This is a genomic window from Flavobacterium sp. N2270 (assembly GCF_025947225.1).
In the GTDB taxonomy this organism is placed as follows: Bacteria; Bacteroidota; Bacteroidia; order Flavobacteriales; family Flavobacteriaceae; genus Flavobacterium.
On sequence record NZ_CP110005.1, the window covers coordinates 2,044,554 to 2,069,211 of the forward strand.

Below are 24,658 nucleotides of genomic sequence, written 5' to 3' on the forward strand. Positions count from 1 at the left end.
AAAATAAGATTTTAATATAATTATAACGATGTTACTAAAAACTAATAATATGAATTTTTTGAAAAATCACTTTTTAAAGATATTTCTTTTAAGTATTTCTTTCATTTTTTCAAACCAAATTAATGCTCAATCTAAATCAAAATTTAAAATTGTTTTAGATGCTGGGCATGGTGGAAAAGATTATGGAACAGTTTATCATGGAAATATTGAAAAGAAAATTGCACTAGCAACTACTTTAAAGGTGGGTGATTTATTAGATAAAGACTCAGAAATTGAAATTGTTTATTCCAGAAAGACTGATGTTTTTGTAGAACTAAAAGATAGAGCGAATAATGCTAATAAAGCCGATGCCGATTTATTTGTTTCCATTCATTGTAATGGAGTAAAAAACTTTGGACCTTATGGTACAGAAACTTTTGTAATGGGTTTAACACGTAGTACTACTAATTTAGATGTGGCAAAAAGTGAAAACTCGGTAATTCTATTAGAAAAGGATTATAAAGAAAAATATAACGGTTTTGATCCTAATAAACCAGAAACTCTTATTGGACTTAAGATTCTTCAAGAGGAATATTTAAATCAAAGTATAGATTTAGCTGCAAAAGTGCAATCAAACTTTACAAATACTTTAAACAGAAAAGATAGAGGTGTTAAACAAGCTCCATTATGGGTTTTAGATGCTTCTTATATGCCAAGTGTACTTATTGAAATAGGATTTATCTCAAATGTTGAAGAAGGAAATTTTTTAAATTCAGATGACGGACAGGATAAAGTTGCAAAAGCAATTGCTGATGCTATCTTTTCTTATAAAAAGGAATATTTTAACCCAAGTTCATCTTCAAGTATTGTTGTTGAGACTAAAAAAGAAGTTGAAAAAGTTGTAAATGAAGAAAAACCAGTGGTAAAAACAGTACCTAACAAAGGAATTGTGTTTAAAGTTCAAATTTCAGCTAGTGGAACAAAACTAGAAACATCTTCATCTAATTTTAAAGGTTTAGATAATATTTCTAGAGAGCAATCGGGTAAATTATATAAATACTTTTATGGAATTGAAAATAATTACAATGATGCAAAATTAAGGTTAACAGAAGCAAAAGATAAAGGTTATAGCTCTGCATTTTTAGTTGCTTATAAAGATGGAGTAAAAATAAGCGTTTCAGACGCAATAAAATAAAATATTGTTTATTTTTGTTAAAAATAGAAAATTTTGAAATTAACTAGAGAAATTAAAACAGCCATATTGGTTATATCATCCATCTTATTGTTTTTTTGGGGATATAGTTTTTTAAAAGGTAAAAATTTATTTGATACAAATAAAAAATTGTACGTGGTTTATGAAAACGTTGCGGGACTAGAATCTTCTGCACCTGTTACTTTAAATGGACTAAAAATTGGTAAAGTAAATAGTATTTCCATTAATCCTGATGGTAAATTATTAGTAGAACTTCAAATCTCTACCGATTTTCCAATTTCAAAATCGAGTATCGCAGAAATTTATGACTCTGGTTTAGTTGGTGGAAGACAAATTTCAATCAATTTAAATCTAGAAGATAAAAGCGAAGCTGCTTCGGGTGATTATTTAAAAGCTTCTTCAAAATTAGGTTTAACCGATGCACTTGCTGTTCAAATTGAACCACTTAAAGATAAAATTGAAAAACTTTTAGAAAATGCTAATATACTATTTGAAAATGTAAATGACATTTTAGACGAAAAAGCAAAAGCTAATCTTCAAAATACAATTTCAGAATTAAATTCTACAATGACCGAATTTAGTGGCGCTTCTAAAAACCTTAATCAATTATTAGCTACAAATAAATCTAAATTAGATCATACGTTTACAAGTTTAGATAAAACAGTTTCTAATTTTGAAGTAATTTCAGATTCATTAGCCAATGCAAACCTTGGAAAAACAGTTAAAAATTTAGAAAAAACATTAGCAAATGTTGACAAACTTTTAGCTGATATGGAACAAGGAAATGGTACAATGGGTAAATTAATGAAAGACGAAGCTATGTACAATAATTTTACAAAAGCTTCAAGTGAATTAGAATTACTTTTACAAGATTTAAGATTAAACCCTACACGTTATATAAATGTTTCTGTATTTGGTAAAAAAAATAAACCATATGTAGAACCAACTGAAACTAAAAAAGACTAATTTATTATATATTATGAGTTATTTAGATAATATTTTATTTGCTGTAATTTTAGTAATTGGAGCTGGTTATTTTGCAAATAATGTAAAAAAGCTAATTAGAAACATCAAGCTTGGTCAAGATGTAAATAGAAAAGACAATTCTTCTGAAAGATGGAAGAATATGGCTATGATTGCACTTGGACAATCTAAAATGATAAAAAGACCAATTGCTGGTGTATTACATATTATAGTATACGTTGGTTTTATAATAATTAATATTGAAGTTTTAGAAATTGTTATCGATGGATTATTTGGTACACATAGAGTATTCTCTTCTTTAGGAATTGTTTATGATGTATTAATAGGTTCATTTGAAATACTTGCCTTTTTAGTACTTGTAGCGGTTGTTGTTTTCTGGTTGAGAAGAAACGTTATAAAGTTAAAACGTTTTACAAATCCTGAAATGAAAGGTTATGCTACAAACGACGGTAATATTATTTTATATTTTGAAATGGTATTAATGTCATTGTTTTTAATAATGAATGCTGCCGATTTACATTTACAATTTGTTGAAGGCGGCTTTAGCCATTATCATCAAGCGGGAAGTTTCCCAATTTCTCAATTTATTGCACCTATTTTTAATGGAATGAGTAATAATGTTGTTTTCTTAATTGAAAGAGGAGCATGGTGGTTGCATATTTCTGGTATTTTAGTATTCTTGAACTATTTATATTTTTCTAAACATTTACACATATTATTAGCTTTCCCAAATACTTATTTTGCAGATTTAAATGCAAAAGGAAAATTAGATAATTTAGAAAGTGTTACTAAAGAAGTAAAAATGATGATGGATCCAACCGCAGATCCTTTTGCAGCTCCTGCAAATCCAGATGCTATTCCTGCAAAATTTGGAGCTTCAGACGTGCAAGATTTAAATTGGGTACAATTATTAAACGCTTATACATGTACAGAATGTGGTCGTTGTACTTCATCTTGTCCGGCAAATCAAACAGGTAAAAAACTTTCTCCTCGAAAAATCATGATGGATACACGTGATCGATTAGAAGAAGTTGGTAAAAATATTGATGCAAACAAAGGAATATTTGTAGATGATGGAAGATCATTATTAAATGATTTCATTTCTCCTGAGGAACTTTGGGCTTGTACAACTTGTAATGCTTGTGTTGAAGAATGTCCTGTAAATATTAGTCCATTGTCAATTATTATGGATATGCGACGTTATTTAGTAATGGAGCAAAGTGCAGCACCAACCGAACTAAACAGTATGATGACTAATATTGAAAATAACGGTGCTCCTTGGCAATACAACCAAATGGATCGTTTAAACTGGAAATCAGAAGATTAAATCGAAATAACTACAACACAACTACAATGAAAAAAGAAGAAATTGAAAGCAAATTGCAAGCAATATCTGAAAATGGAGAATCTTTAAGTCCTATTTTAGCAGAAGGAATTAAAAACTATTTAATAGATATAGATGGAACAATTTGTGACGATATTCCTAATGAAGAGCCTGAAAGAATGGCAACTGCTCAAGTTTATCCTGATGCATTAAAAACACTTAATAAATGGTATGATGAAGGTCATATAATTTGCTTTTTTACATCAAGAACTGAAGCACATAGAGAGGTTACTGAAAACTGGTTAAACAAGCATGGATTTAAATTTCATGGAATGGTTATGGGAAAACCAAGAGGTGGAAATTACCATTGGATTGATAATCATTTGGTTAAAGCAACAAGATATAGAGGTAAATTCACCGATTTAGTAGATAAAGAAGTTACGATTCAAGTATTTGATGACGAACATCACGAATAAAAACATTAACAGATTAACAAAAAAATATGGCTGAAAATTTAATTGTGCCAACTATGGCAGAAATGATGGCGGAAGGAAAACAACCAGAAATTTTATTTTGGGTTGGTTCTGCTGGTAGTTTCGACGATAGAGCAAAAAAAATAACAAGAGCATTTGTTAAAATACTCAATAATGCCAATGTTAATTTTGCAGTTTTAGGAATAGAGGAAAGTTGTACTGGTGATGTTGCAAAACGAGCTGGAAACGAATTTTTATTTCAAATGCAAGCGATGATGAACATTGAAATACTAAATGCTTATGAAGTAAAAAAAATAGTCACCTGTGATCCACATTCTTTTAATTGTTTAAAAAATGAATATCCTGGTTTAGGAGGTACTTATGAAGTAATGCATCATACACAATTTATTAATCAATTAATAGATGAAGGTCGTTTAAATATTAATAGAGATACTTATAAAGATAAACGTATAACATTTCATGACCCATGTTATTTAGGACGTGCTAATAATGAGTATAATGCCCCTAGAGATATTTTAAAACTTACTAATGCAAATGTCGTAGAAATGAAAAGGAGTAAAAACTCGGCATTATGTTGTGGTGCAGGAGGAGCGCAAATGTTTAAAGAACCAGAAAAAGGAGACATGGACATAAATGTACTTAGAACTGAAGATGCATTAGAAACTCAACCAAACATTATAGCCACAGGTTGTCCATATTGTAATACTATGATGACTGACGGAGTTAAGTTCAAAGAAAAAGAAGCAGAAGTTAAAGTATTAGACATTGCTGAATTAATAGCTAATGCTCAAGATTTATAATAGTATGAAAACAATATTTTTTCTATTATTGATAACTCAAATTTCATTTGCACAAAAAAAAGATGCTATCATTTCTAAAATTGCTGAAGAAACTTGTGATTGTATTCAAAAGAAGAAAATGAATCAAGAAACAGATTCTTATGAAGACTATAAAATGGCTTTAGGAGTATGCATGTTAGATAGTTATCAAAACCATAGCTCTAAATTTAGTAATAGAGATAAAGTTGATTTGACCAACCATGAAGAAATGAGATCTTTTGGAGAAGAGATTGGTATTAAAATGGTTAAATTTTGTCCAAACTTTATGTTAGAAGTTGGCGAAAAAAAAATAACTTATGACAATGGTTCAGCAAATAAGAATAAAACTTATAAAGAAGAAGTAGAAGAAGAAGAATTAGATCCTTTTGTTACAGGAACAGTTTTTCAAATTAAAGCAGATCAATTTATTTCTTTTTCTATTAAAGAAACATCTGGTAAAACTGATGAATTTATTTTGCTTAATAATTTTAATAATTCATTTTTGCTAACCGAAAAATTACTAAAACCAAATGATATTGTTGATGTTTATTACTATGAAACAGAATTATTTGACGCAAAAATTAATAAATATATTACCTATAAAGTTGTAACAGACATCATTAAAAAATAACTAAAGAAACTATCTATGAAAAAAATTATCCTATTATTATTAATTACTCAATCAGTATTTGCTCAAAAATTATCAAAAGAACAATTAATTACTAAGATTTCTGAAGGAACTTGTGAGTGTATTACAAAAAAAGAAATTACTAAAGAAAATCTTGAACTAACTTTAGGCCTTTGCATGCTAGAAGATTTTAATAAATATGAAAAAGATATTGAAAAATACTACGGTAAAAATGTAATTTCTGACGATAGTAAAATGGAAGCTCTAGGTAGAGATGTAGGTGTTCAAATGGCTACAAAATGTCCTTCTTTTTTAAAATTAATTATGGATAGTGTAGGAGATGATGATGGTGATGATGAAGAAATTGAGGCAGTTGAAGAAATTGAACCATCTGTTGTAGGTAAATATTTTCAAGCAAAATCTGAGCAATTTGTTACTTTCTCAATAAAAGAAGCTTCTGGTAAAACGGTTGAATTTATTTTATTAAATAATTTCGATAATTCATTTTTATTGACTGAAAATATATTAAAATCAAATGATGAAATTGAGGTTTTTTACTATGAATTAGAAATGTTTGATGCAAAAATTAAAAAATTTGTTACTTATAAAATAGTTTCAGATATTATAAAAAAATAATAATGTTAGTAGAGTTTTCAACATTACCTACTCATTCTCGAATTTGGATTTATCAATCAGATAGAAAATTTTCTGAAGTAGAAATTTCTGAAATTGAGGAAAGTTTAAAATCATTTATAGAATCTTGGTCTGCACATGGTCAAAGTTTAGAAGCTTCGTATTTATTAAAATACGAAAGATTTATAATCATTGCTGTAAATCAAGATGTACAAGCTGTAACAGGTTGTTCTATAGATGCTTCTGTTCAATTTATTCAATCATTGGAACAAAAATACAAGGTAGATTTAATGGATAGAATGAATGTAACTTTTAAAACAGGTGAATACATTGCTTATAAATCACTAATCGATTTTAAGAAAATGGCTAAAGCAAAATCTGTTTCTCCTTCAACTATTGTTTACAATAATTTGGTAAATACTATTGAAGAGTGGCAAGATTTTTGGGAAGTACCTGCTAGCGAAAGTTGGCATAATAGGTTTTTTTAAATTTGTAACATAAAAATTTAAAAATCATCATTATAACCTAATGATGATTTTTTTTAATATAATATTAGTATGAGATATATCATAATAGCACTGCTTTTTACTTCATTTATTTTTTCTCAGGATAACTCTACTATTACCCAAGAAAAATGGGTTGATAGTGTATATAATCAATTTTCTTTTGAAGAGAAAGTTGGGCAATTATTCATGGTTGCAGCTTATTCTAATAAAAATGAAGCACATAACAAATCTATTGATGATTTAATTTCTAAGTATAAAATTGGAGGATTAATCTTTTTTCAAGGCGGACCTGTTCGTCAAGCTAATTTAACAAATAGATATCAAGCACAATCTAAAGTTCCTTTATTTATAGGTATTGATGCAGAATGGGGTTTAAGCATGCGATTAGATTCTACTTATCGTTATCCATGGAACATGACACTTGGTGCTGTACAAAATTTGAGTCTTATTGAGAAAATGGGACAACAAATGGGTCAACAATCAAAACGTATGGGAATCCATTTTAATTTTGCACCTGTTGTAGATATTAACACTAATCCAAAAAATCCTATCATTGGTAATCGCTCATTTGGTGAAGATAAGTTTAATGTTGCAGAACGCGCAGTTGCTTTAATGAAAGGCTTTCAAAGCGAAGGTTTATTTGCTACAGCCAAACATTTTCCTGGTCATGGAGATACTTCTTCAGATTCTCATCATACATTACCTGTTGTTAAATTTGATAAAAAACGTATTGACGAAGTTGAACTATATCCGTATAAAGAGCTAATTAAGAATGGTTTATCGAGTATAATGGTTGCTCATTTAGATATTCCAAGTTTAGAACCTCGAAAAGGATATCCTACTTCAATTTCTTATAATGTTGTAACTGATATTTTACAAAATGAACTCGGATTTGAAGGTTTAATCTTCACAGATGCCTTAAATATGAAAGGTGCAAGTAATTTTAAACAACCTGGTGATATCGATTTAGAAGCTTTTTTAGCTGGAAACGATATTTTGCTTTTTGCTGAAAATGTTCCATTAGCAGTTGAAAAATTTAAAGTTGCTTTTAACGAAGGAAAATTATCTGAAGAACGAATTGCTTTTTCGGTTAAAAAAATTTTAAATTATAAATATAAAGCAGGATTAAATAATTATAAACCTGTTGAAATTAATAATCTTGTTGAAGATTTAAATAAACCTGAGTTTGATGCTTTAAATTTCGATTTATATGAAAATGCTATTACTGTTCTTACCAATAAAGAAAAAATAATTCCTATTAAGAAAATAGAAAAAGAGAAAATAGCTTATGTAAGTATTGGTAATGATTATTCAGATACTTTTATAAATTCATTAAATAAATATACTGATGTAACTGAAATAAAATCAGATAATTTAGATGAATTATTAGTTCTTTTAGAAGATTATACGAAAGTTGTTATTAGTTATCAAAAAGCTGACGGTGCTTGGAAAAATCACGATTTAAGTTTTAAAGAATTACTTTGGATTGATAGAATTTCAAAACAAAATAAAACAATTGTTACTTTTTTTACAAAACCTTATTCGCTATTAAATATTAAGAATTTTTCTGGAATTGAAAGTATTATTTTAGCTTATCAAAATAACGATTTTGCTCAAATTTCTGCTGCAGATATTATCTTTGGTTCTAAAAGTGCTAAAGGAAAATTACCTGTTTCTATAAATGATGACTTTGAAGTAAATGATGGAATTATAACTCAAAATTTAAACAGATTGGCTTTTGGAGTTCCAGAAAATGTGGGAATGAATTCTAAAATTCTTTCAAAAATTGATACTATTGCTAATTATGCTATTTCTAATAAAATGACACCTGGCGCACAAATTATTGTAGCTAGAAAAGGAGTGGTAGTTTATCAAAAATCTTTTGGTTACATGACTTATGAAAATAAAGATAAAGTAGAAAATACAAACTTGTATGACGTTGCTTCATTAACAAAAATTTTGTCAACGTTACCAAATTTAATGGTTCAATATGAAAAGGGTAAAATTAAGTTAGATACGAAGTTAAGTACGATGTTACCAATATTTAAAAAAACTAATAAAGAAAACATCACTTTTTTAGATTTACTAACACATCAAGCAAGACTTAAACCATGGGAACCTTTCTATAAAGCAACATTAGATAGTCTTGGTTTTCCTTCTGATAAATATTACAAAAAATCATTTTCAGATGAATTTCCAATTCAGGTTTCTGAAAACTTATTTTTAAGAAGAGATTATAATGATACAATTATGAAGGTAATTGCTGATAGTGATTTGTTACCTAAGAAAGAATATAAATACAGCGACTTTTCATTTATTTTAATGAAAGAATATTTAGAAAGAATTACTTCAAAAAAATTAGACGTATTAGCTGAAGATAATTTTTACTCTTATTTAGGAGCAAATTCAATGATGTACAATCCGTTGAGAAAATTTGATATGCGTTATATTGCTCCTACAGAAATTGATAATTATTACAGACATACAACTGTGCAAGGTTATGTTCACGATATGGGAGCCGCTATGCAAGGTGGTGTTTCTGGTCATGCAGGTTTATTTTCAAATGCACTTGATGTTGCAAAAATGATGCAAATGTATTTACAAAAAGGTTCTTATGGTGGACACCAATTCTTTACTGAGGAAACTTTAAATGCATTTAATAAATGTTATTTCTGTAAAGAAGGAAATAGAAGAGGACTAGGGTTTGATAAACCTCAACTTGGAGAAGCTGGTCCTACTTGTGGCTGTGTTTCTTTAACAAGTTTTGGTCATACTGGATTTACAGGAACTATAGCTTGGGCTGATCCAGAAAAAGAAATTGTTTACATCTTTTTGTCAAATAGAACTTATCCAGAAGCTAAAACGAATAATTTATCTCGAAATAATATTAGAGAAAAAATTCAAGAAGTTATTTATGAAGCTATAACAGATTAATATTTAATAAAAAAAGTACTATGACTTCAAAAGCACAATCACCTCAAGAATATTTAAATGAAGTGCCAACAGACAGGTTGCCAGCTGTTGAAAAACTTAGAAAAACAATTTTGGATAATTTACCAAAGGGTTTTGAAGAAGGAATGAGCTACGGAATGATTGGTTATTATGTTCCTCATAGTATTTATCCAAATGGATATCATTGTGATACAAAATTGCCATTACCTTTTATGAGTTTTGCTTCTCAAAAAAACAGTATCAATTTTTATCACATGGGAATTTATGCCAATAAAGAACTTTATGATTGGTTTGTTTCTCAATATCCAAACTATTCTAAGAAGAAACTAGATATGGGTAAAAGTTGCATGCGTTTTAAAAAAGAAGAAGATATTCCGTTTCAATTAATTGCTGAGTTGGTTCAAAAAATTTCAGTTCAAGATTGGATAACAACTTACGAATCGGCATTTAAAAAATAATTTAACTATTATTTAGACTTCGTTTTCGTTTTAAAGAATTATTTTTAGAAAAAATTAAAAAGAAATGAAAATTGCAATTGTTTGTTATCCAACATTTGGCGGAAGTGGAGTAGTAGCTACCGAGTTAGGTTCTGAATTAGCCAAAAGAGGACACGAAATTCATTTTATAACTTACAGTCAGCCAGTACGTTTGGCTTTATTGAATAAGAATATCTTTTATCATGAAGTACACGTTCCTGAATATCCACTTTTTCATTATCAACCTTATGAATTAGCGCTTTCTAGTAAATTGGTAGACATGGTTAAACTTCACTCTATCGATGTTTTACATGTGCATTATGCTATTCCACATGCCTATGCAGGTTATATGGCTAAACAAATGCTTGCAGAAGAAGGAATTAATCTACCAATGATTACTACTTTACACGGAACTGATATTACTTTAGTAGGAAATCACCCATTTTATAAGCCAGCAGTTACATTTAGTATCAATAATTCAGATTATGTAACGAGTGTTTCAGAAAGTTTAAAAGATGATACCTACAGGTTGTTTGATATCAAAAAGGAAATTCAAGTTATTCCAAATTTTATTGAGATTACTAAAGATGCAATAGACGAAACATCACCTTGTCATAGATCGTTAATGGCAACAGAAGACGAAAAAATTATAACACATATATCCAACTTTAGAAAAGTAAAAAGAATTGATGATGTTGTAAAGATATTTTTTGAAATCCAAAAAACAATTCCTTCAAAATTAATGATGGTTGGTGAAGGTCCTGAAAAAGAAACAGCCGAAAGATTATGTGAAGAACTAGGAATTATGAATAAAGTCATTTTCTTCGGAAACAGTAATGAAATTGATAAAATATTATGTTATTCTGATTTATTTTTATTACCATCAGAAACAGAAAGTTTTGGACTTGCAGCATTAGAAGCAATGTCTTGTGGAGTTCCTGTAATATCAAGTAATTCTGGCGGTTTGCCAGAAGTAAATAGAGAAGGAGTTACCGGCTATTTAAGTAATGTTGGAGATATTGAGAGTATGAGTAAAAATGCAACTTCCATTTTATCTAATAATGCTAAACTGCTACAATTTAAACAAAATGCATTAAATGAAGCATCAAAATTTGATATAAAAAATATATTACCTATTTACGAAGATTTGTATTTTAAAGCAATAAAAGAGAAAGTTTAATGAAACATATATTTATTATTTTATCAATAACACTTTTAAGTTGTTCATCTGGAAAGGATAAATCTAATGTTAAATATAAAGTATTACATTCAGGTCAAAATGCTTCTATTGAAAACAAAGAATTTATTTTAATAGAAAATAATGATGATTATATTGCTGCAATAGAAAAATTAAATGTTGATGAATCTGATTATGAAAATTTATTAAATGTAGATTTTAAATCAAATAACGTTTGCATTTTATTTCTTGGAGAGAGAAGTAATGGCGGCTATTCAATAGAAGTGGATTATATAAAGAAAAAAGAAAATGCATTATATATAAAAACAAAAGAAATTACTCCACAAAAACATTCAAATGTTATAATGGTAATTACTCACCCTTATTGTTTAATATCACTACCAAAAAATAAAAATATTGTTATAAAATAAAAAAGTCCCACAATTGGGACTTTTTTATTTTATAACAAGTGTTTAGAATCTATATCTAACACCTAAGGCTATATCTGGGCCAAAATTATCATTATAATCAGCATAATCACCCCCAAAATATATTTCTGGTCTAAAGTCTAACGATAATTGTAATGGAAAATCAAATAAATATTCAATTCCTATATCACCAGCTGCGAAAACGAAGGAACCGCTTCCATCTCCATAATCTTTATCAACACTCCAAGAACCCACACCACCACCAGCACCAGCATACCAATTAAATCCTCCGTCAATATTCCAAACCCATTGGTACAATCCAGCTAATTTAAAAGCATCAACATGCTGACTATTTCTCCATCCTAAATCAAATTCTAAACGATTATTTTTTGACAAACCTCTTTGATAAGATACTTCTCCACCAAAACCATCATTATCACCTAATCTTAAACCAATTGCGTTTTTTGAAATCTCTTGCGCATTTGCACTAAATACTAATCCAAATAGTAAAAAGGCAGATAAAATTTTTGTTTTCATAATAGTTTTATTTTTTACAAATTTACATAATAAGAACAACAAAAGTAGCTTTTTATTGTATAAAATAGTTTGTTAAATATTCATTTTGTACTTGAGTAGAAGTTGTAGGAACACCTAATTGATCTGCTATAAGTTGAGAAATTGAATAAGAAATTGTAGTATTTGTATGAAATACTCCAATTCCATCTGCAATATATTGTAAAGAAGTTAATACATCCTGATTAGTAATTATAGGAATGTTAATTCCACTAATAGTTGTTGATATTGTTACATTTAAAATAATTTTTGTAATCTTAATATTACTGTATATATCAGTATTTGGAGATGTAAATTGAGCAATATTTTCACCTGCTATTGATTTTAAAGTATAATTAATTGTTACAGGATAGCTATTAATAGTTTCGTTAATTACACCCGTTTTTGTTGAAAGTGTTTCATTATTTGAAGCATTTGCTTTAAAAATAATAAAATCAACTAAACTTAAATCTAAATTAATAGGTAATTGACCATTTCCAAGGGATAAATCTCCAGAAAGAAGTAATTTATTTTGAGATTTTCTAACACCATTGTTTTTTAGTGAAGAAGAATAAAATCCGGTAGCTAAATTATTTTCAGTTTCAATTTTTTTATAAGTTTTTGAGCCTATTATAGTGTCTTTTGAAATGAATAAAGAATCTTTTGTGATGGTTCCGCTATTATCAACATCATAGACCCAATAATTTCCAATAGTTATAGGTAATTCAAAATTTGTTTGATTATTTAAGTTATCGTCATAATCATTAGAGCATGACATTAATGTTATTAATAGACCGCTTAAAAAGTATATGTTTTTCATAAAAATTATTTTTAGCTAATATACTCAATATTTTAAATTTTGTTTGTTAGTTACTATTTTATATAAACATTTTACTTAATTTATTTAAGTACATTTGTTATATTAAAATAATATAGATCATAATGTCAGGTAATACTTTTGGAAAACTATTTAAACTAACAACTTTTGGTGAATCTCACGGTAATGCAATTGGTGGAATAATTGATGGTTGTCCTTCAGGAATAAAAATTGATTTTGAAGCAATTCAAATTGAAATGCAACGTAGAAAACCAGGTCAATCTTCAATTGTAACACAAAGAAAAGAAGAAGATGAAGTAATTTTTCATTCGGGTATTTTTGAAGGAATTACAACAGGAACTCCTATTGGTTTTTCAATATTAAATACTAATCAAAAATCTAAAGATTATTCAGATATTAAAGATACCTATCGTCCTAGTCATGCTGATTATGTTTACGATAAAAAATACGGAATAAGAGATTATAGAGGTGGTGGAAGAAGTTCTGCAAGAGAAACAGCCTGTAGAGTGGTTGGTGGTGCAATAGCCAAACAAGTTATCCCAAATATTAAAATTAATGCATTTGTATCTTCTGTAGGTGAAATATTTATAGATAAACCCTATCAAGATTTAGATTTTTCAAAAATTGAGGATAACTCCGTTCGTTGTCCTGATGAAGCAACTGCTTTAAAAATGGAAAATTTTATCAAAGAAATAAAGAAACAAGGCGATTCAGTTGGAGGAACTGTCACTTGTGTAATTCAAAATGTTCCAATTGGTCTAGGAGAACCTGTTTTTGATAAATTGCACGCAGAACTTGGTAAAGCAATGCTTTCTATTAATGCAGTTAAAGGTTTTGAATACGGAAGTGGTTTCTGTGGTTCTAAAATGAAAGGTAGCGATCATAATGATTTATATAATTCAGACGGAACTACTAAATCTAATTTATCTGGTGGAATTCAAGGAGGAATTAGCAACGGTATGGATATTTATTTTAGAGTAGCTTTTAAACCTGTAGCAACTTTAATTCAAAAACAACAAGTTTTAGATATTAAAGGAAATATAATAGAACAACAAGGTAAAGGAAGACACGACCCATGTGTTGTTCCTAGAGCTGTTCCAATAGTTGAAGCAATGGCTGCATTGGTGATAACTGATGCGTTTATTTTAAACAAAAAGTAAGAATATTATTATTTATTGAATAATGATAATTTCGATATTTTAATTAAAAATAAAATTTAAATTCAATAAATTTTATTTTTTTTGATGTAAAATATATTTTTAATGCCAATTATTGACAGTTTTTTATATTTTATATAATTATCTATTGTACAGATTTTTATATTCGTTTTCGATTTAATTTTGTTTAAATTCTAAACTATAAAATATGAAAAAAATTACTTTAACGAAGAGTTTCAAAAAGTTTGTTATTCTTTCAATTTGCTTTCTAAGCAGTTTCTCATTTTATGCCCAAAATGATTATTATTCAATAATTTCGGGAACAAGTACTTCTCAAAATGGTAGAGCGCCTCAAGGAGCAAGAAATATTACAAGAAGTATTTGGTTAATTACGGCTGCTGAAATGACTGCAGCTGGATTTACCAGTGGGCAAGATATTTCAGGAATTGGCTTTACATATCAGACGGGACAAGATGTTACTACTACTGGAAATGCAATATTTTATATGCAAAATACTACAAATACTACAAACTCAAAAAGTACTACCTGGGCTACTGCAATCTCAGGAATGACAACTGTTAGTAATGCGCCTATTACACTTCCAACAGCTGCTGGAGAATTTGATTATTCTTTCTCAGGAGGTTCAACTTTTACTTATACAGGAGGAGGTCTTTATATTGCTTTTGATTATCAAAATTTAACTAACCCATTATCAAGTTTAAACACAGCATATTGTAATACTACATTAACTAATGGATTAAAAGGGGCTATGTCTGCAGCTGGAAGTACTACAGCTCCAACAACGACCACTGCTTCTAGTTTTAGACCAGAAACAAGATTAGGTATACCAGTTTCTTGTGCTAGACCTACAAGTGTTAAGTATGTTAATGGTGGTAATACTTTAACAAGTGCAACTTTATCATGGAATCCTGCTGGTGGAGCAAATGTTGATATTGAATATGGATTATATGGTTATACACAAGGAAGTGGTATTAATAGTTTTGCAAACGTTTCTTCTCCATACTCTTTAAGTGGTCTTACAGCTAATACAGTTTATGACTTTTATGTTAGAACAAATTGCGGTACTGGCTATAGTGTTTGGAATGGACCTTATGCTTTCTCAACTTTATTTGATGCTGCAAATGTTCCTTATAATACAAGCTTTGAACATGAGATTTTACCTTTTGTAGGTTGGACAACTCCAAATGTAACTCCTGTAGCTGGTGATTGGTCTATTGGATATTACGGAGCTGGAGCACTTGTTCAAGAAGGTAATTCATCTGTCGTTTCTGTTACTCCTGCGGCCGCGGCGGCAAATAATTGGATGTTTTCTAGAGGTGTTAACTTGGTTGCTGGAGAACAAGCTACAATTACTTATTATTTAAGTAATTACCAAAGTGGTACAACTGCAACAGGGAATTATCAATTAACTGTAGGAAATGCTCAAAATTCTGCAGCTCAAACTACAATTTTAGCAGATGAAACTGGTGTTTCAGTTGCTGCATTTACTTTAAAAACATTTACTTTCACACCTTCTACTTCTGGAGTTTATTATTTTGGATTTAGAAATTATACACCTTTAAATGCTGCGGGTACTCATGCTATTATTGTTGATAATTTTACTGTTGATCAAACGTTATCTAATAATAGTTTTGTAGAATCTCAATTTAAAGTTTATCCTAATCCGGTTAAAGATATTTTATCTGTAGAAAACGATCTTAATACAGTTTCTAAATTAACTATTTCAGATATAAATGGAAGAGTTGTAAAGGTTATTGAAATTGATTCAGATAGAGTTAATGTAAACATTTCTGAATTACAAAGAGGTGTTTATATTGCTCAATTTGTTTCTGACCAAGGAAGCTTTACAAAGAAAATTATAAAAGAGTAATTAAAAATTTATTTAAAAAAGAAAACGACCAATTTATTGGTCGTTTTCTTTTTTCTTTTTGTCTGTATTCATTAAAAGCATTACTGCTCCAACAAGCCCAAGAATTACTAATGAAAATATTACTATCATAATAAAAGCACCATTTCCCCAGTTTACTAAAGGTATAAATAAATTTTTCATAGTTGTTACTTTAATTTTAACAAATGTATAATCATAAAAGTACTCTAAAAATGATAATTATCATAAAAATTTTGCTTTCAATTCTGGAGTCGGAATCATACAGGCTTCTTTTTTGCCGTACCATTTATAACGATTTTTTGCAATATAATCGTAAACAATATTCTTAATGCTATTTGGAATAAAGTTTAAATAACCTAATAAAGAGTAAATTCCGGATAAGTTTTTAGCAATTGTAAGAGCTGCTTCAGCTTTATACGAATAGGATAATCCAGGTTCGTAAAGAATTATAGAATCAATTTTTGAAGTATCAACTCCAATGTGTTTTATGATTTTCTGTCCTAATTCAGATTGAATGGCAACAAATCTAAAAATATCTTTTTTATCGTGCTTATAAATAAATTGTACTGATGCATCACATAAATTACAAACGCCATCAAATAGAATTATTTTTTTATCAACTGGTAAATTTTCAATTTCCATAATGTATTATTTGTTATTTAGGTTGAACGTATTCTAATTCGTCTAAACTTACTTTTGAAGTAAAAATACCATAATTTACTGTTGCTTTCTTCTTTTCAATTTTATCAATTGTTCCTACGGCTTTTCCATCGTTCATTCGAACTCTATCTCCAACTTTTAAAATTACTTTTGGTTTATTTTCTTCTTCAATTTTGGCTTTTATTTTCTTTTCTTTTTTCTCTTTTCGAATCTCTTCAACTTTAACTTTTATTTCTTCGATAACAACCTTTTCAACTTTTTCTTTTACCTTTTTTTCTTTTGGTGTAAGTTTTTTACGTTTTGAATTTTCTATTTCAACCATTTTCAAAACTTCAGACATCAAGGTCTTCTTGTTTTTAGAATTAAAATACTTTTCAGAAAGATCATCAATTTTTTGACCTAAATAAACTAAACGCTGATTGGCATCATAAACTTCTTGATAACGCTCTAATTTTTCTTGAATTTTTGCATTAATGTTTTCCATTTTTTGGCTTTCTTCTCTCGCCTTTATTTCTTCTTCTTTAAGGTTTTGGGAAGTCTTTTCTAATTTAGAACGTTCTTTTTGTAAAGTAGCAATGGTTTTATCAAAACGTACTTTCCCTTTTTCAATTTTTTTCTTAGCTCTGTTTATTAAACCAAATGGAATTCCGTTTTTTTGAGCAACTTCAAATGTAAATGAACTTCCGGCCTGACCTAAATGCAATTTATACATAGGTTCTAACGATTTTTCGTCAAATTGCATGTTGGCATTTATAGCATAAGGTAATTCGTTTGCTAATATTTTTAAATTGCTATAATGTGTTGTAATGATTCCAAAAGCTTCACGAGCATAAAACTCTTCTAAAAATGTTTCTGCTAAAGCTCCACCTAATTCAGGATCAGAACCTGTACCGAATTCGTCAATTAAAAATAACGTTTTTGAATTACACTTTTTTAAGAAGTAATTCATGTTTTTTAATCGGTAACTATAAGTACTTAAGTGATTTTCAATTGATTGATTATCGCCAATATCAGTTAGAATTCTATCGAATAAAAAAGTTTCACTTCGTTCGTGAACCGGTATTAAAATTCCGCATTGCAACATTAATTGTAATAAACCAATGGTTTTAAGCGTAATACTTTTTCCTCCAGCATTTGGTCCTGAAATTACAATAATTCTACCTTCGTTATTTAATTCAATTGTTTGTGGATAAGTGACAGCATTCTTTGCCTTATTGTTTAAATATAAAATAGGGTGGAAGGCTTCTCTAAAAAACAAACGTTTTTCATTTGTAATTGTAGGTAATATTCCATTAATCGTGTTTGCATATTTAGCTTTTGCAGCAATTACATCTATATCGCTTAAAAACTCTTGATAATCGCTTAATGTTTCTCTAAAAGGTCTGATTTCATTAGTTAAACGTTTTAAAATACGTACAATTTCTTCACGTTCTTCATATTCTAATGCATTTAACTCTCTCGAATATCTTAATGTAGCTTCAGGTTCAATATAAGCAATACTTCCTGTTTTTGAATTTCCTAAAATACTTCCTTTTACTTTTTTTCGGTACATGGCTAAAACGGCCAAAACTCTACGATTTTCAACTACAGTTTCTTTAATATCATCTAAGTATCCAGCTGCATTATATTGGCTTAAAGCCATTCCAAAACTTTGATTGATTTTTCCACGAACCAATTGAATACTTTTTCGAATGTGTAATAAATCGGGAGAAGCATTATTTTTTAATTCGCCATATTTATCAAAAACAGCATCAATTTTTTCTAAAATGTATTTGCATTGTTCAACTTCGGCAGATTTATGATATAATGTTGGATAATAGTCTTGGAATTTCTTTAAAAAACGAAGTAATTGAATAGCAGTATCAGTTATTCCTGCAATTTTTTTAAAACTTATTTGCTCTAAAAAACTATCTTCAATTTTAAGAAATTTCAATTCATATGAAATGACCTCAAAGCCATGATTAGGAATTGCATTATTATTGGTAAATGAAGCTACATATTCTGAAGTATGTTGTAACTCATTTAATAAGGTTTCTTTGTCCTTAAAAGGTACAATTTGAAGTGCTTTTTCAATACCAATTTCAGTATTACATTTACTAGAAATGGTTTCTAAAATGGTATTAAATTCTAAATCCTGAAGTGTTTTATTGGTAACTGAAATCATGTGTTCTTTTTCAAAGTGGTAAAGTTACAAAGTATAAAGTTTTAAAGTAATTATATTTGCAATAAAAATGATTATGAACATACATCCATCTTGGCAAAATGCCCTTTCAAAAGAGTTAGAGAAACCTTATTTTCTTCAATTAATGGAATATGTTGATGATGAGTACGAAAAAAATATTTGTTTTCCACCAAAAGAACTGATTTTTAATGCTTTTAATTTATGCTCTTTTGATGATTTGAAAGTTGTAATTATTGGTCAAGATCCTTATCATGGAACTGGCGAGGCAAATGGATTGTGCTTTTCGGTGAATGATAATGTGAAAATTCCACCTTCTTTAAGAAATATTTTTGCTGAAATTAATTCAGATTTAGAACGTATTATGTTGCCAACATCGGGTAATTTAGAACATTGGGCAAAGCAAGGTGTGTTGTTACTAAATGCTACTTTAACGGTAAGGAAAGATGAAGCAAACAGTCATAAACATTTAGATTGGCAAAAATTTACAGATGCTGTGATTCAAACCATTTCAAATGAAAAAGAACATGTTGTTTTTTTACTTTGGGGAAGTTTTGCTCAAAAGAAAATAAAGTTCATTGATGAAAATAAACACTTTGTTTTACAATCTGGCCACCCATCTCCTTTAAGTGCAAACCGAGGTTTTTGGTTTGGAAATAAACATTTCAGCAAATCGAATGATTTTTTAATAAAAAATAAAAAGACACCAATAACATGGTAATTATAAATTTTTAGCCATTTGATTTATGAATTTTAATTGGCTTTCAATTTGTTTTTCTTCATTTTGCTTTTTTAAATCTTCTATACTATTAAAAAAATCAGAATTTAGACTTAAAAAATCAATATTAAAGTGGCTGTCTTCTGTAATAAGTAGCTTATTGTTATTATTGTCTGATATTATATTCATTTTATAATTAAATTTCTTTCCTTCCAAATATTTTCCTTCTAGAACATTTATGATTGATTTTTTTTGTTTATCAGATATATATGAAAAAATATATTTTATGTAGAATAATTCGTTTTTGTAAAAATGAAATTCACATTTAACTCTTTCGTTCGCAAATTTTAATCTGTAGAATAAAATAGACATTTCGTTAATAACATGATTTTCAATTATATAGATAGGTTCTCCGTATATTTTTTTAGTTTGTGAAATTGTGTATTTAAATGTAACCGTTGAATCTTCAAGGATATTTTTATTTGTATTTTGGTTATATACTGCTAGCGATGTTGCATTTAACAATTTAACATAGGTAGCAATGTTTGTAGTATATTTATCAATTAATTGTCTGTAATAATACCTTGAAAAGTAATATTCTTTTTGTTTAAAAAAAAGTTTTTTTACTCGTTTTGTTAAATTCATTTAAGATTGAAGGTTATGCTTGTATTGATTAAGTACAATGTAAATTTGGATCAATTCAAAGGTATTTAAGAAATATAGTTATTACATATAGTAATTCTATAATTTTTCTTAAAAAAGTTAATTGAAAGTAAGTTCTCCTAATATTTCTTCTTTCATGAATGGACCACCTGGAAATTTTGCAGTATAATCTAAGTTTAACCATATTTTTCCACGTTCATCGATATGGTAATGAATTTCTTTATTTTTACTTTCTTCAACAAATAAAACTTCTTTAATTAGGTAAACTGCAGTTTCTAAATCGTTTTTATCGCCAATAAGCATTTCAGGATACATGTGTCCACCTGTGTGGATTATTCTTGGGGTTCCACCAATAGCTTTTATACAAGCTGACATTAGTATAGCATGATCATCACAATCGCCTGAAAAATGTTGAATACTTTCAGATGCAGCGGCTATGTACTCTTGACCTTTTGGATCATTTACATAATTCCAGCGTTGTTTTATTTCTTTAAAAACAGCAAAACACTGAATTAGCTTTCTGTCTTTTGCATGGCCTTTGATGTCTTTAAAGTGTTTTGTGGTTGCATATAATGCAAAATTTCGAACTTTTGGATTGGTAAAATTTACGGCATCAATAATTTTTGATTTATTAGGGAATGGCAATAATTTAGAAATAATTAAATCTTGTGGATGTGGATCTTCTTGCATTGAATATATCATGGAACGATAATCTTCAAAAACGCGTTGAAAGCCATATTCTCCAAATAATGTTCCGTAAATAAGTGTAATTATATAGAAAAATATACAAATTACAATTATTGTTTTTAATGTTCTTAAAATGAGTTGAATAAGAATTAATATTCCTATAAAAATAAAAATTCGATCTAAGTTTATTGGCCAATTAAATTCAATAATATTATGATGAACAATTAAAAAAGTAGGTATTGCAATAAGAATGTTTAATAAAAAAATTACAATACTATCCCATGGCTTTGGCAAAGAAAGCTTTTCCTTAAGTTTTGTAAAAGAAATGGGATCAATTTTAACCATTGTGTTTAAAACGATAAAAATAAGTAATTATTTAGCTATAGTTTCAAACGGAACTCTTTTTTCAATAATATTTAACGTATATAATTGTTCTTGTACTTTATTAAGTGTTTTTTTATCGATTTGTTTTTGTGACCAATGGGTTAAAGACAACCATTCTTGTATATCTTCAATTTTCTGATTGTATTTTGAAGCTAACATTCTATCGATACTTGGAATCATTTTAAATTCTGAAGTTGTAGTATTTATAATTTCTAATATTTGTTCAATTACATGAGGTTTTTCTTCTAAAATTTCATTTCGTACAGCAATTACAAAACAAGGCCATGGAGTAGGACAGTCAGCAATTTTTCTAAATGTTCCATTATCTACTAAAGGTTTAGTCATAAAACGTTCCCACATGAAATAATCTGCTTTTTCATTAGTTAAAGCTTCAACAGCGCCGTCTATAGTATTTACAACTTCAAATTGAAGATTATTAGTATCCCAATTATTGTTTTGTGCGTTTACATAACTCATTAAATGTGAGCCGGATCCAAAACGAGAAATAGCTGCTTTTGTGTTTTCTAGATCAGAAATTTTTTCAAATTTTGAATTAGCTGCAACATGAATTCCCCAAATAAGTGGACTTTTTACATAAACCTGAACAATTTTTGTCTCATTTCCAGCAATAATATCTTTTACAATTCCTTCAGTTAGAATTACTGCAATGTCTGTTTCTTTATCGCGAAGCATTTGGCACATTTTGCCTGTTCCTTCAGGGACATCTATCCATTGTAAATCAATTCCAACTTCTTCAAAATCACCATCAACTATGCACATTTGCCAAGGCAAATTGAAATGTTCTGGTACGCCTGCTATTTTTATTGTTTTCATGTCATTGAGAGGAACGAGGGATTCTCATTCCGATTTTTATTACTAATTACTTTTTTATAATGACTTAATAGGATTCACCATTTGCCACCATTTCCATGACGCTCCGTGTTGATCTAAATAATCTTCTATGAATTTCATACCACATTTATTCAAAACATGATTAGAAGCACCGTTTTCGGCATGAGTATAAGCATTCATTACATCAATATTCATTTCATTAAAACCATGATCTAACCACGCATTTGTTGCTTCTGTAGCAAATCCTTTATTCCAAAATTTTTCGTTTAAACGATAACCGTAATCATAGAAATTTGTATTTCCATTTTCTACGTGGTCATCGATATATTTAATTCCTGTCCAACCAATTAACTCACCAGTTTCTTTAATTATTGTTGAGAAGCGTCCAATTTTATTTCTTTGATACTGTTTACGAACCATATCAATGTAAGAATGAATCTCATCAATAGTTGTAAACGGTTTTTGCCAAAGATAAATATGAACATTTGGGTTAGAATCCATATCAAATAAAGCTTCTGCATCTTCATGACGCATTTCTCGCATTATAAGTCTTTCAGTTTCAAGAATTAAATTCATTTATCTGCATTTTAAATTTGAAATTATAATTCGATACCCATCTGGATCTAAAATCATTTTTCCGTTTTCATTCCAATAAGGATTTTTCGCTTTAATGAAAGAAATATTATGTTTTTGAACAGTATCAAGTAATTGATTGTATTCGTTTATTTTTTCAGGATAAAATACAATAATATCATCTTCATTATAATTAAACTCAACAACTTCATTTGATGTTGTAAACTCTAAATGCCAATCTGTATTAGGTTTTCCTATGAAAAATCCATCATATAAATTGTGGTTTTCAAAACTACCTAAGACTTCAAAACCTAAAACTTTAGTGTAAAAGGTTTTTATTTTTTCTAAATCATTTGTATGTCTGGCAATTCTAAATTTCATTTATTTTGAATCTAATTTTTTTTGCAATTTTTTCAACATTTCAAGTTGTTCAGCTTGACTTTTTATTAGCATTTGAATTTGTTCTTCTAGTAATAAATCAACTTTTTGATGTAAACTTCTTAATTCTAATTCAGCTTTCAGATTAATTAAATAATCATTTTCGCTTCGTTTCCTGTCTTTTTCTTCCTGACGGTTTTGGCTCATCATAATAATTGGAGCCTGAAGTGCAGCAATACAAGATAAAATCAAATTCATTAAAATGAAAGGATAAGGGTCAAATCGTAAAGATAGTATAGCAACAGTATTGAATAGAATCCATATAAATAAAATAATTGCAAATAATATTATAAATTTCCAACTTCCTCCAAAACTAGCTACTTTGTCTGAAATTTTTTGACCTTTTGTTATTACTTCTTCTGGTTGATGTAATAAATTATCAACCATTAGTTTCTCTTCTTCAAACGTTTGTTTTACAATGTTTTGAAGTTTTAACAATTGCTCTTTTTCAGAGTTTAGTAAATTTTTTGAGGATTTATCCATTGCTATTTTATTTAGAAAACAGATTAATGAAATTGGAGATTTTAAAATTATATCAGTTTCTTAGATCTAAATTTTTACTTTTATTCAGCTAATTTATCTAAAGCATAAGCAATTAATTCATCAACAGCTTTGTATGGATCAGCGCTAAAATTTCCTGTTGCTCTGTTAGCAATAATGGCATTTAAAGATAAACATTCGTGACCTAGTAATTTTCCTAAACCATAAATGGCTCCAGTTTCCATTTCTAAATTGGTCATTTTTGTACCTTTATAGTTAAAACTGTCCATTTTTCTATTTAAATCATTGTCTTGAATTTCTAAACGCAATACTCTTCCTTGTGGTCCATAAAAACCTCCAGCGGTTCCTGTAAAACCTTTGTAAATTTTATCGCTTTCAAATATTTTTTCTAACTTTTCACTTCCTTTAATTACATAAGGACGTCCTTTTCTTAAATCCCAATTGGTTTGATTAATGAATGCATCTTCAATTTCAATTTCAGAAATATCATCAATTAAATAGGAGCGAAGCATGTTATCTAAACCTAATCCGTATTGACTCATTACAAAGCTATCGCAAGGAATATCTGCTTGCAAAGAACCTGAAGTACCTATACGAACAATGTTTAACGATGTTAAGTTTTGCTTTGGTTTACGCGTCTCTAAGTCGATATTAACTAAAGCATCTAATTCGTTCATTACTATATCAATATTGTCTGGACCAATTCCGGTTGACATGACTGACATCCTTTTGCCTTTATAAATTCCTGTTTGAGTTTTGAATTCTCTTTTTTGAGTAGAAAATTCAATAGAATCAAAATGTTTAGTTATTTTTTCTACACGATTTTGATCTCCTACAAAGATAATATCATGTGCAATGTTTTCTGGTTTTAAATTCAAATGGTAAACACTTCCATCTGGATTTAATATTAATTCTGATGATTTAATCATTTTTAT

General features: G+C 28.5%; 27 protein-coding genes. 15 read left to right on the forward strand and 12 right to left on the reverse strand.

The features are described 5' to 3' along the window. The first annotated feature begins 49 nt into the window (after positions 1-49). The 12 genes from OLM55_RS09470 (at position 50) to OLM55_RS09525 (ending at position 11,615) form a co-directional block, all read left to right on the forward strand. Entirely contained in the window at positions 50-1,174 is a 1,125-nt protein-coding gene (locus tag OLM55_RS09470) for an N-acetylmuramoyl-L-alanine amidase family protein (protein ID WP_264558657.1), read from the forward strand. Between the two features lie 33 nt (positions 1,175-1,207). Continuing rightward, positions 1,208-2,158, forward strand: a complete 951-nt coding sequence (locus tag OLM55_RS09475; RefSeq protein ID WP_264558658.1) for an MlaD family protein — start codon at positions 1,208-1,210, stop codon at positions 2,156-2,158. A 13-nt stretch (positions 2,159-2,171) separates the two neighbouring features. After that, positions 2,172-3,503, forward strand: coding sequence for a (Fe-S)-binding protein (locus OLM55_RS09480; protein WP_264558659.1), 1,332 nt, complete (start codon positions 2,172-2,174; stop codon positions 3,501-3,503). 26 nt (positions 3,504-3,529) lie between these two features. Continuing rightward, positions 3,530-3,976 carry a phosphoheptose isomerase gene (locus OLM55_RS09485; RefSeq protein ID WP_264558660.1) on the forward strand — a complete coding sequence of 149 codons (447 nt, stop codon included), beginning with the start codon at positions 3,530-3,532 and terminating at the stop codon, positions 3,974-3,976. Positions 3,977-4,002: 26 nt separating this feature from the next. Further along, the gene (locus tag OLM55_RS09490; RefSeq protein ID WP_264558661.1) at positions 4,003-4,794 is read left to right on the forward strand and encodes a (Fe-S)-binding protein; all 792 of its coding nucleotides are present in this window, start codon (positions 4,003-4,005) and stop codon (positions 4,792-4,794) included. Positions 4,795-4,798: 4 nt separating this feature from the next. Further along, entirely contained in the window at positions 4,799-5,443 is a 645-nt protein-coding gene (locus OLM55_RS09495; protein WP_264558662.1) for a hypothetical protein, read from the forward strand. A gap of 15 nt (positions 5,444-5,458) precedes the next feature. Next, complete coding sequence (locus OLM55_RS09500; RefSeq protein ID WP_264558663.1) at positions 5,459-6,076, forward strand: hypothetical protein; 618 nt, start codon at positions 5,459-5,461, stop codon at positions 6,074-6,076. A 2-nt stretch (positions 6,077-6,078) separates the two neighbouring features. Next, positions 6,079-6,561, forward strand: coding sequence for an ABC transporter ATPase (locus tag OLM55_RS09505; RefSeq protein ID WP_264558664.1), 483 nt, complete (start codon positions 6,079-6,081; stop codon positions 6,559-6,561). A gap of 69 nt (positions 6,562-6,630) precedes the next feature. After that, entirely contained in the window at positions 6,631-9,513 is a 2,883-nt protein-coding gene (locus OLM55_RS09510) for a glycoside hydrolase family 3 N-terminal domain-containing protein (RefSeq protein ID WP_264558665.1), read from the forward strand. A gap of 20 nt (positions 9,514-9,533) precedes the next feature. Next, the gene (locus OLM55_RS09515) at positions 9,534-9,989 is read left to right on the forward strand and encodes a DUF1801 domain-containing protein (RefSeq protein WP_264558666.1); all 456 of its coding nucleotides are present in this window, start codon (positions 9,534-9,536) and stop codon (positions 9,987-9,989) included. Positions 9,990-10,053: 64 nt separating this feature from the next. After that, positions 10,054-11,187, forward strand: a complete 1,134-nt coding sequence (bshA, locus tag OLM55_RS09520; protein WP_264558667.1) for an N-acetyl-alpha-D-glucosaminyl L-malate synthase BshA — start codon at positions 10,054-10,056, stop codon at positions 11,185-11,187. Further along, entirely contained in the window at positions 11,187-11,615 is a 429-nt protein-coding gene (locus OLM55_RS09525) for a protease complex subunit PrcB family protein (RefSeq protein ID WP_264558668.1), read from the forward strand. The genes bshA and OLM55_RS09525 overlap by 1 nt, the downstream gene beginning before the upstream one ends. A 42-nt stretch (positions 11,616-11,657) precedes the next feature. Here OLM55_RS09525 and OLM55_RS09530 read toward each other — a convergent pair whose 3' ends face one another. After that, positions 11,658-12,149: a hypothetical protein gene (locus OLM55_RS09530; RefSeq protein ID WP_264558669.1), complete on the reverse strand. Its 492-nt coding sequence runs from the start codon at positions 12,147-12,149 to the stop codon at positions 11,658-11,660. 52 nt (positions 12,150-12,201) lie between these two features. Next, complete coding sequence (locus OLM55_RS09535) at positions 12,202-12,984, reverse strand: hypothetical protein (RefSeq protein ID WP_264558670.1); 783 nt, start codon at positions 12,982-12,984, stop codon at positions 12,202-12,204. 122 nt (positions 12,985-13,106) lie between these two features. On the opposite strand from OLM55_RS09535, the gene aroC reads away from it, so the two are divergent. Together aroC and OLM55_RS09545 are read left to right on the forward strand one after the other, a co-directional pair. Beyond that, positions 13,107-14,162 (forward strand): chorismate synthase, encoded by a 1,056-nt coding sequence (gene aroC, locus OLM55_RS09540; RefSeq protein ID WP_264558671.1) that lies wholly within the window; start codon positions 13,107-13,109, stop codon positions 14,160-14,162. Positions 14,163-14,367: 205 nt separating this feature from the next. Beyond that, positions 14,368-16,050: a T9SS type A sorting domain-containing protein gene (locus OLM55_RS09545; protein ID WP_264558672.1), complete on the forward strand. Its 1,683-nt coding sequence runs from the start codon at positions 14,368-14,370 to the stop codon at positions 16,048-16,050. A gap of 33 nt (positions 16,051-16,083) precedes the next feature. Here the strand turns inward: OLM55_RS09545 and OLM55_RS09550 are convergent, their stop codons facing one another. The 3 genes from OLM55_RS09550 to OLM55_RS09560 are packed head-to-tail and all read right to left on the reverse strand — an operon-like array spanning position 16,084 to position 18,892. Then, on the reverse strand, positions 16,084-16,230 hold the full coding sequence (locus OLM55_RS09550; RefSeq protein ID WP_264558673.1) for a hypothetical protein: 147 nt from the start codon (positions 16,228-16,230) through the stop codon (positions 16,084-16,086). A gap of 60 nt (positions 16,231-16,290) precedes the next feature. Further along, positions 16,291-16,710 (reverse strand): thiol-disulfide oxidoreductase DCC family protein, encoded by a 420-nt coding sequence (locus tag OLM55_RS09555; protein WP_264558674.1) that lies wholly within the window; start codon positions 16,708-16,710, stop codon positions 16,291-16,293. 13 nt (positions 16,711-16,723) lie between these two features. Continuing rightward, on the reverse strand, positions 16,724-18,892 hold the full coding sequence (locus OLM55_RS09560) for an endonuclease MutS2 (RefSeq protein ID WP_264558675.1): 2,169 nt from the start codon (positions 18,890-18,892) through the stop codon (positions 16,724-16,726). Positions 18,893-18,959: 67 nt separating this feature from the next. Here OLM55_RS09560 and ung point away from each other — a divergent pair, with 67 nt between their 5' ends. Beyond that, a complete protein-coding gene (gene ung, locus OLM55_RS09565; RefSeq protein ID WP_264558676.1) occupies positions 18,960-19,628 on the forward strand; it encodes a uracil-DNA glycosylase in 669 nt (222 codons plus the stop codon). Here the strand turns inward: ung and OLM55_RS09570 are convergent, their stop codons facing one another. The 7 genes from OLM55_RS09570 to OLM55_RS09600 form a co-directional block, all read right to left on the reverse strand. Then, positions 19,629-20,270, reverse strand: coding sequence for a hypothetical protein (locus tag OLM55_RS09570; protein ID WP_264558677.1), 642 nt, complete (start codon positions 20,268-20,270; stop codon positions 19,629-19,631). A gap of 117 nt (positions 20,271-20,387) precedes the next feature. Beyond that, a complete protein-coding gene (locus OLM55_RS09575; RefSeq protein ID WP_264558678.1) occupies positions 20,388-21,320 on the reverse strand; it encodes a transglutaminase in 933 nt (310 codons plus the stop codon). Positions 21,321-21,347: 27 nt separating this feature from the next. Beyond that, complete coding sequence (locus OLM55_RS09580; RefSeq protein WP_264558679.1) at positions 21,348-22,193, reverse strand: substrate-binding domain-containing protein; 846 nt, start codon at positions 22,191-22,193, stop codon at positions 21,348-21,350. Positions 22,194-22,247: 54 nt separating this feature from the next. Beyond that, positions 22,248-22,787, reverse strand: coding sequence for a GNAT family N-acetyltransferase (locus tag OLM55_RS09585; protein WP_264558680.1), 540 nt, complete (start codon positions 22,785-22,787; stop codon positions 22,248-22,250). Beyond that, entirely contained in the window at positions 22,788-23,165 is a 378-nt protein-coding gene (locus OLM55_RS09590; RefSeq protein ID WP_264558681.1) for a VOC family protein, read from the reverse strand. After that, positions 23,166-23,705 carry a DUF1003 domain-containing protein gene (locus OLM55_RS09595; protein WP_264558682.1) on the reverse strand — a complete coding sequence of 180 codons (540 nt, stop codon included), beginning with the start codon at positions 23,703-23,705 and terminating at the stop codon, positions 23,166-23,168. It lies immediately after the preceding gene. 80 nt (positions 23,706-23,785) lie between these two features. Next, positions 23,786-24,652: a nucleoside phosphorylase gene (locus tag OLM55_RS09600; RefSeq protein WP_264558683.1), complete on the reverse strand. Its 867-nt coding sequence runs from the start codon at positions 24,650-24,652 to the stop codon at positions 23,786-23,788. Between the last annotated feature and the right edge of the window lie 6 nt (positions 24,653-24,658).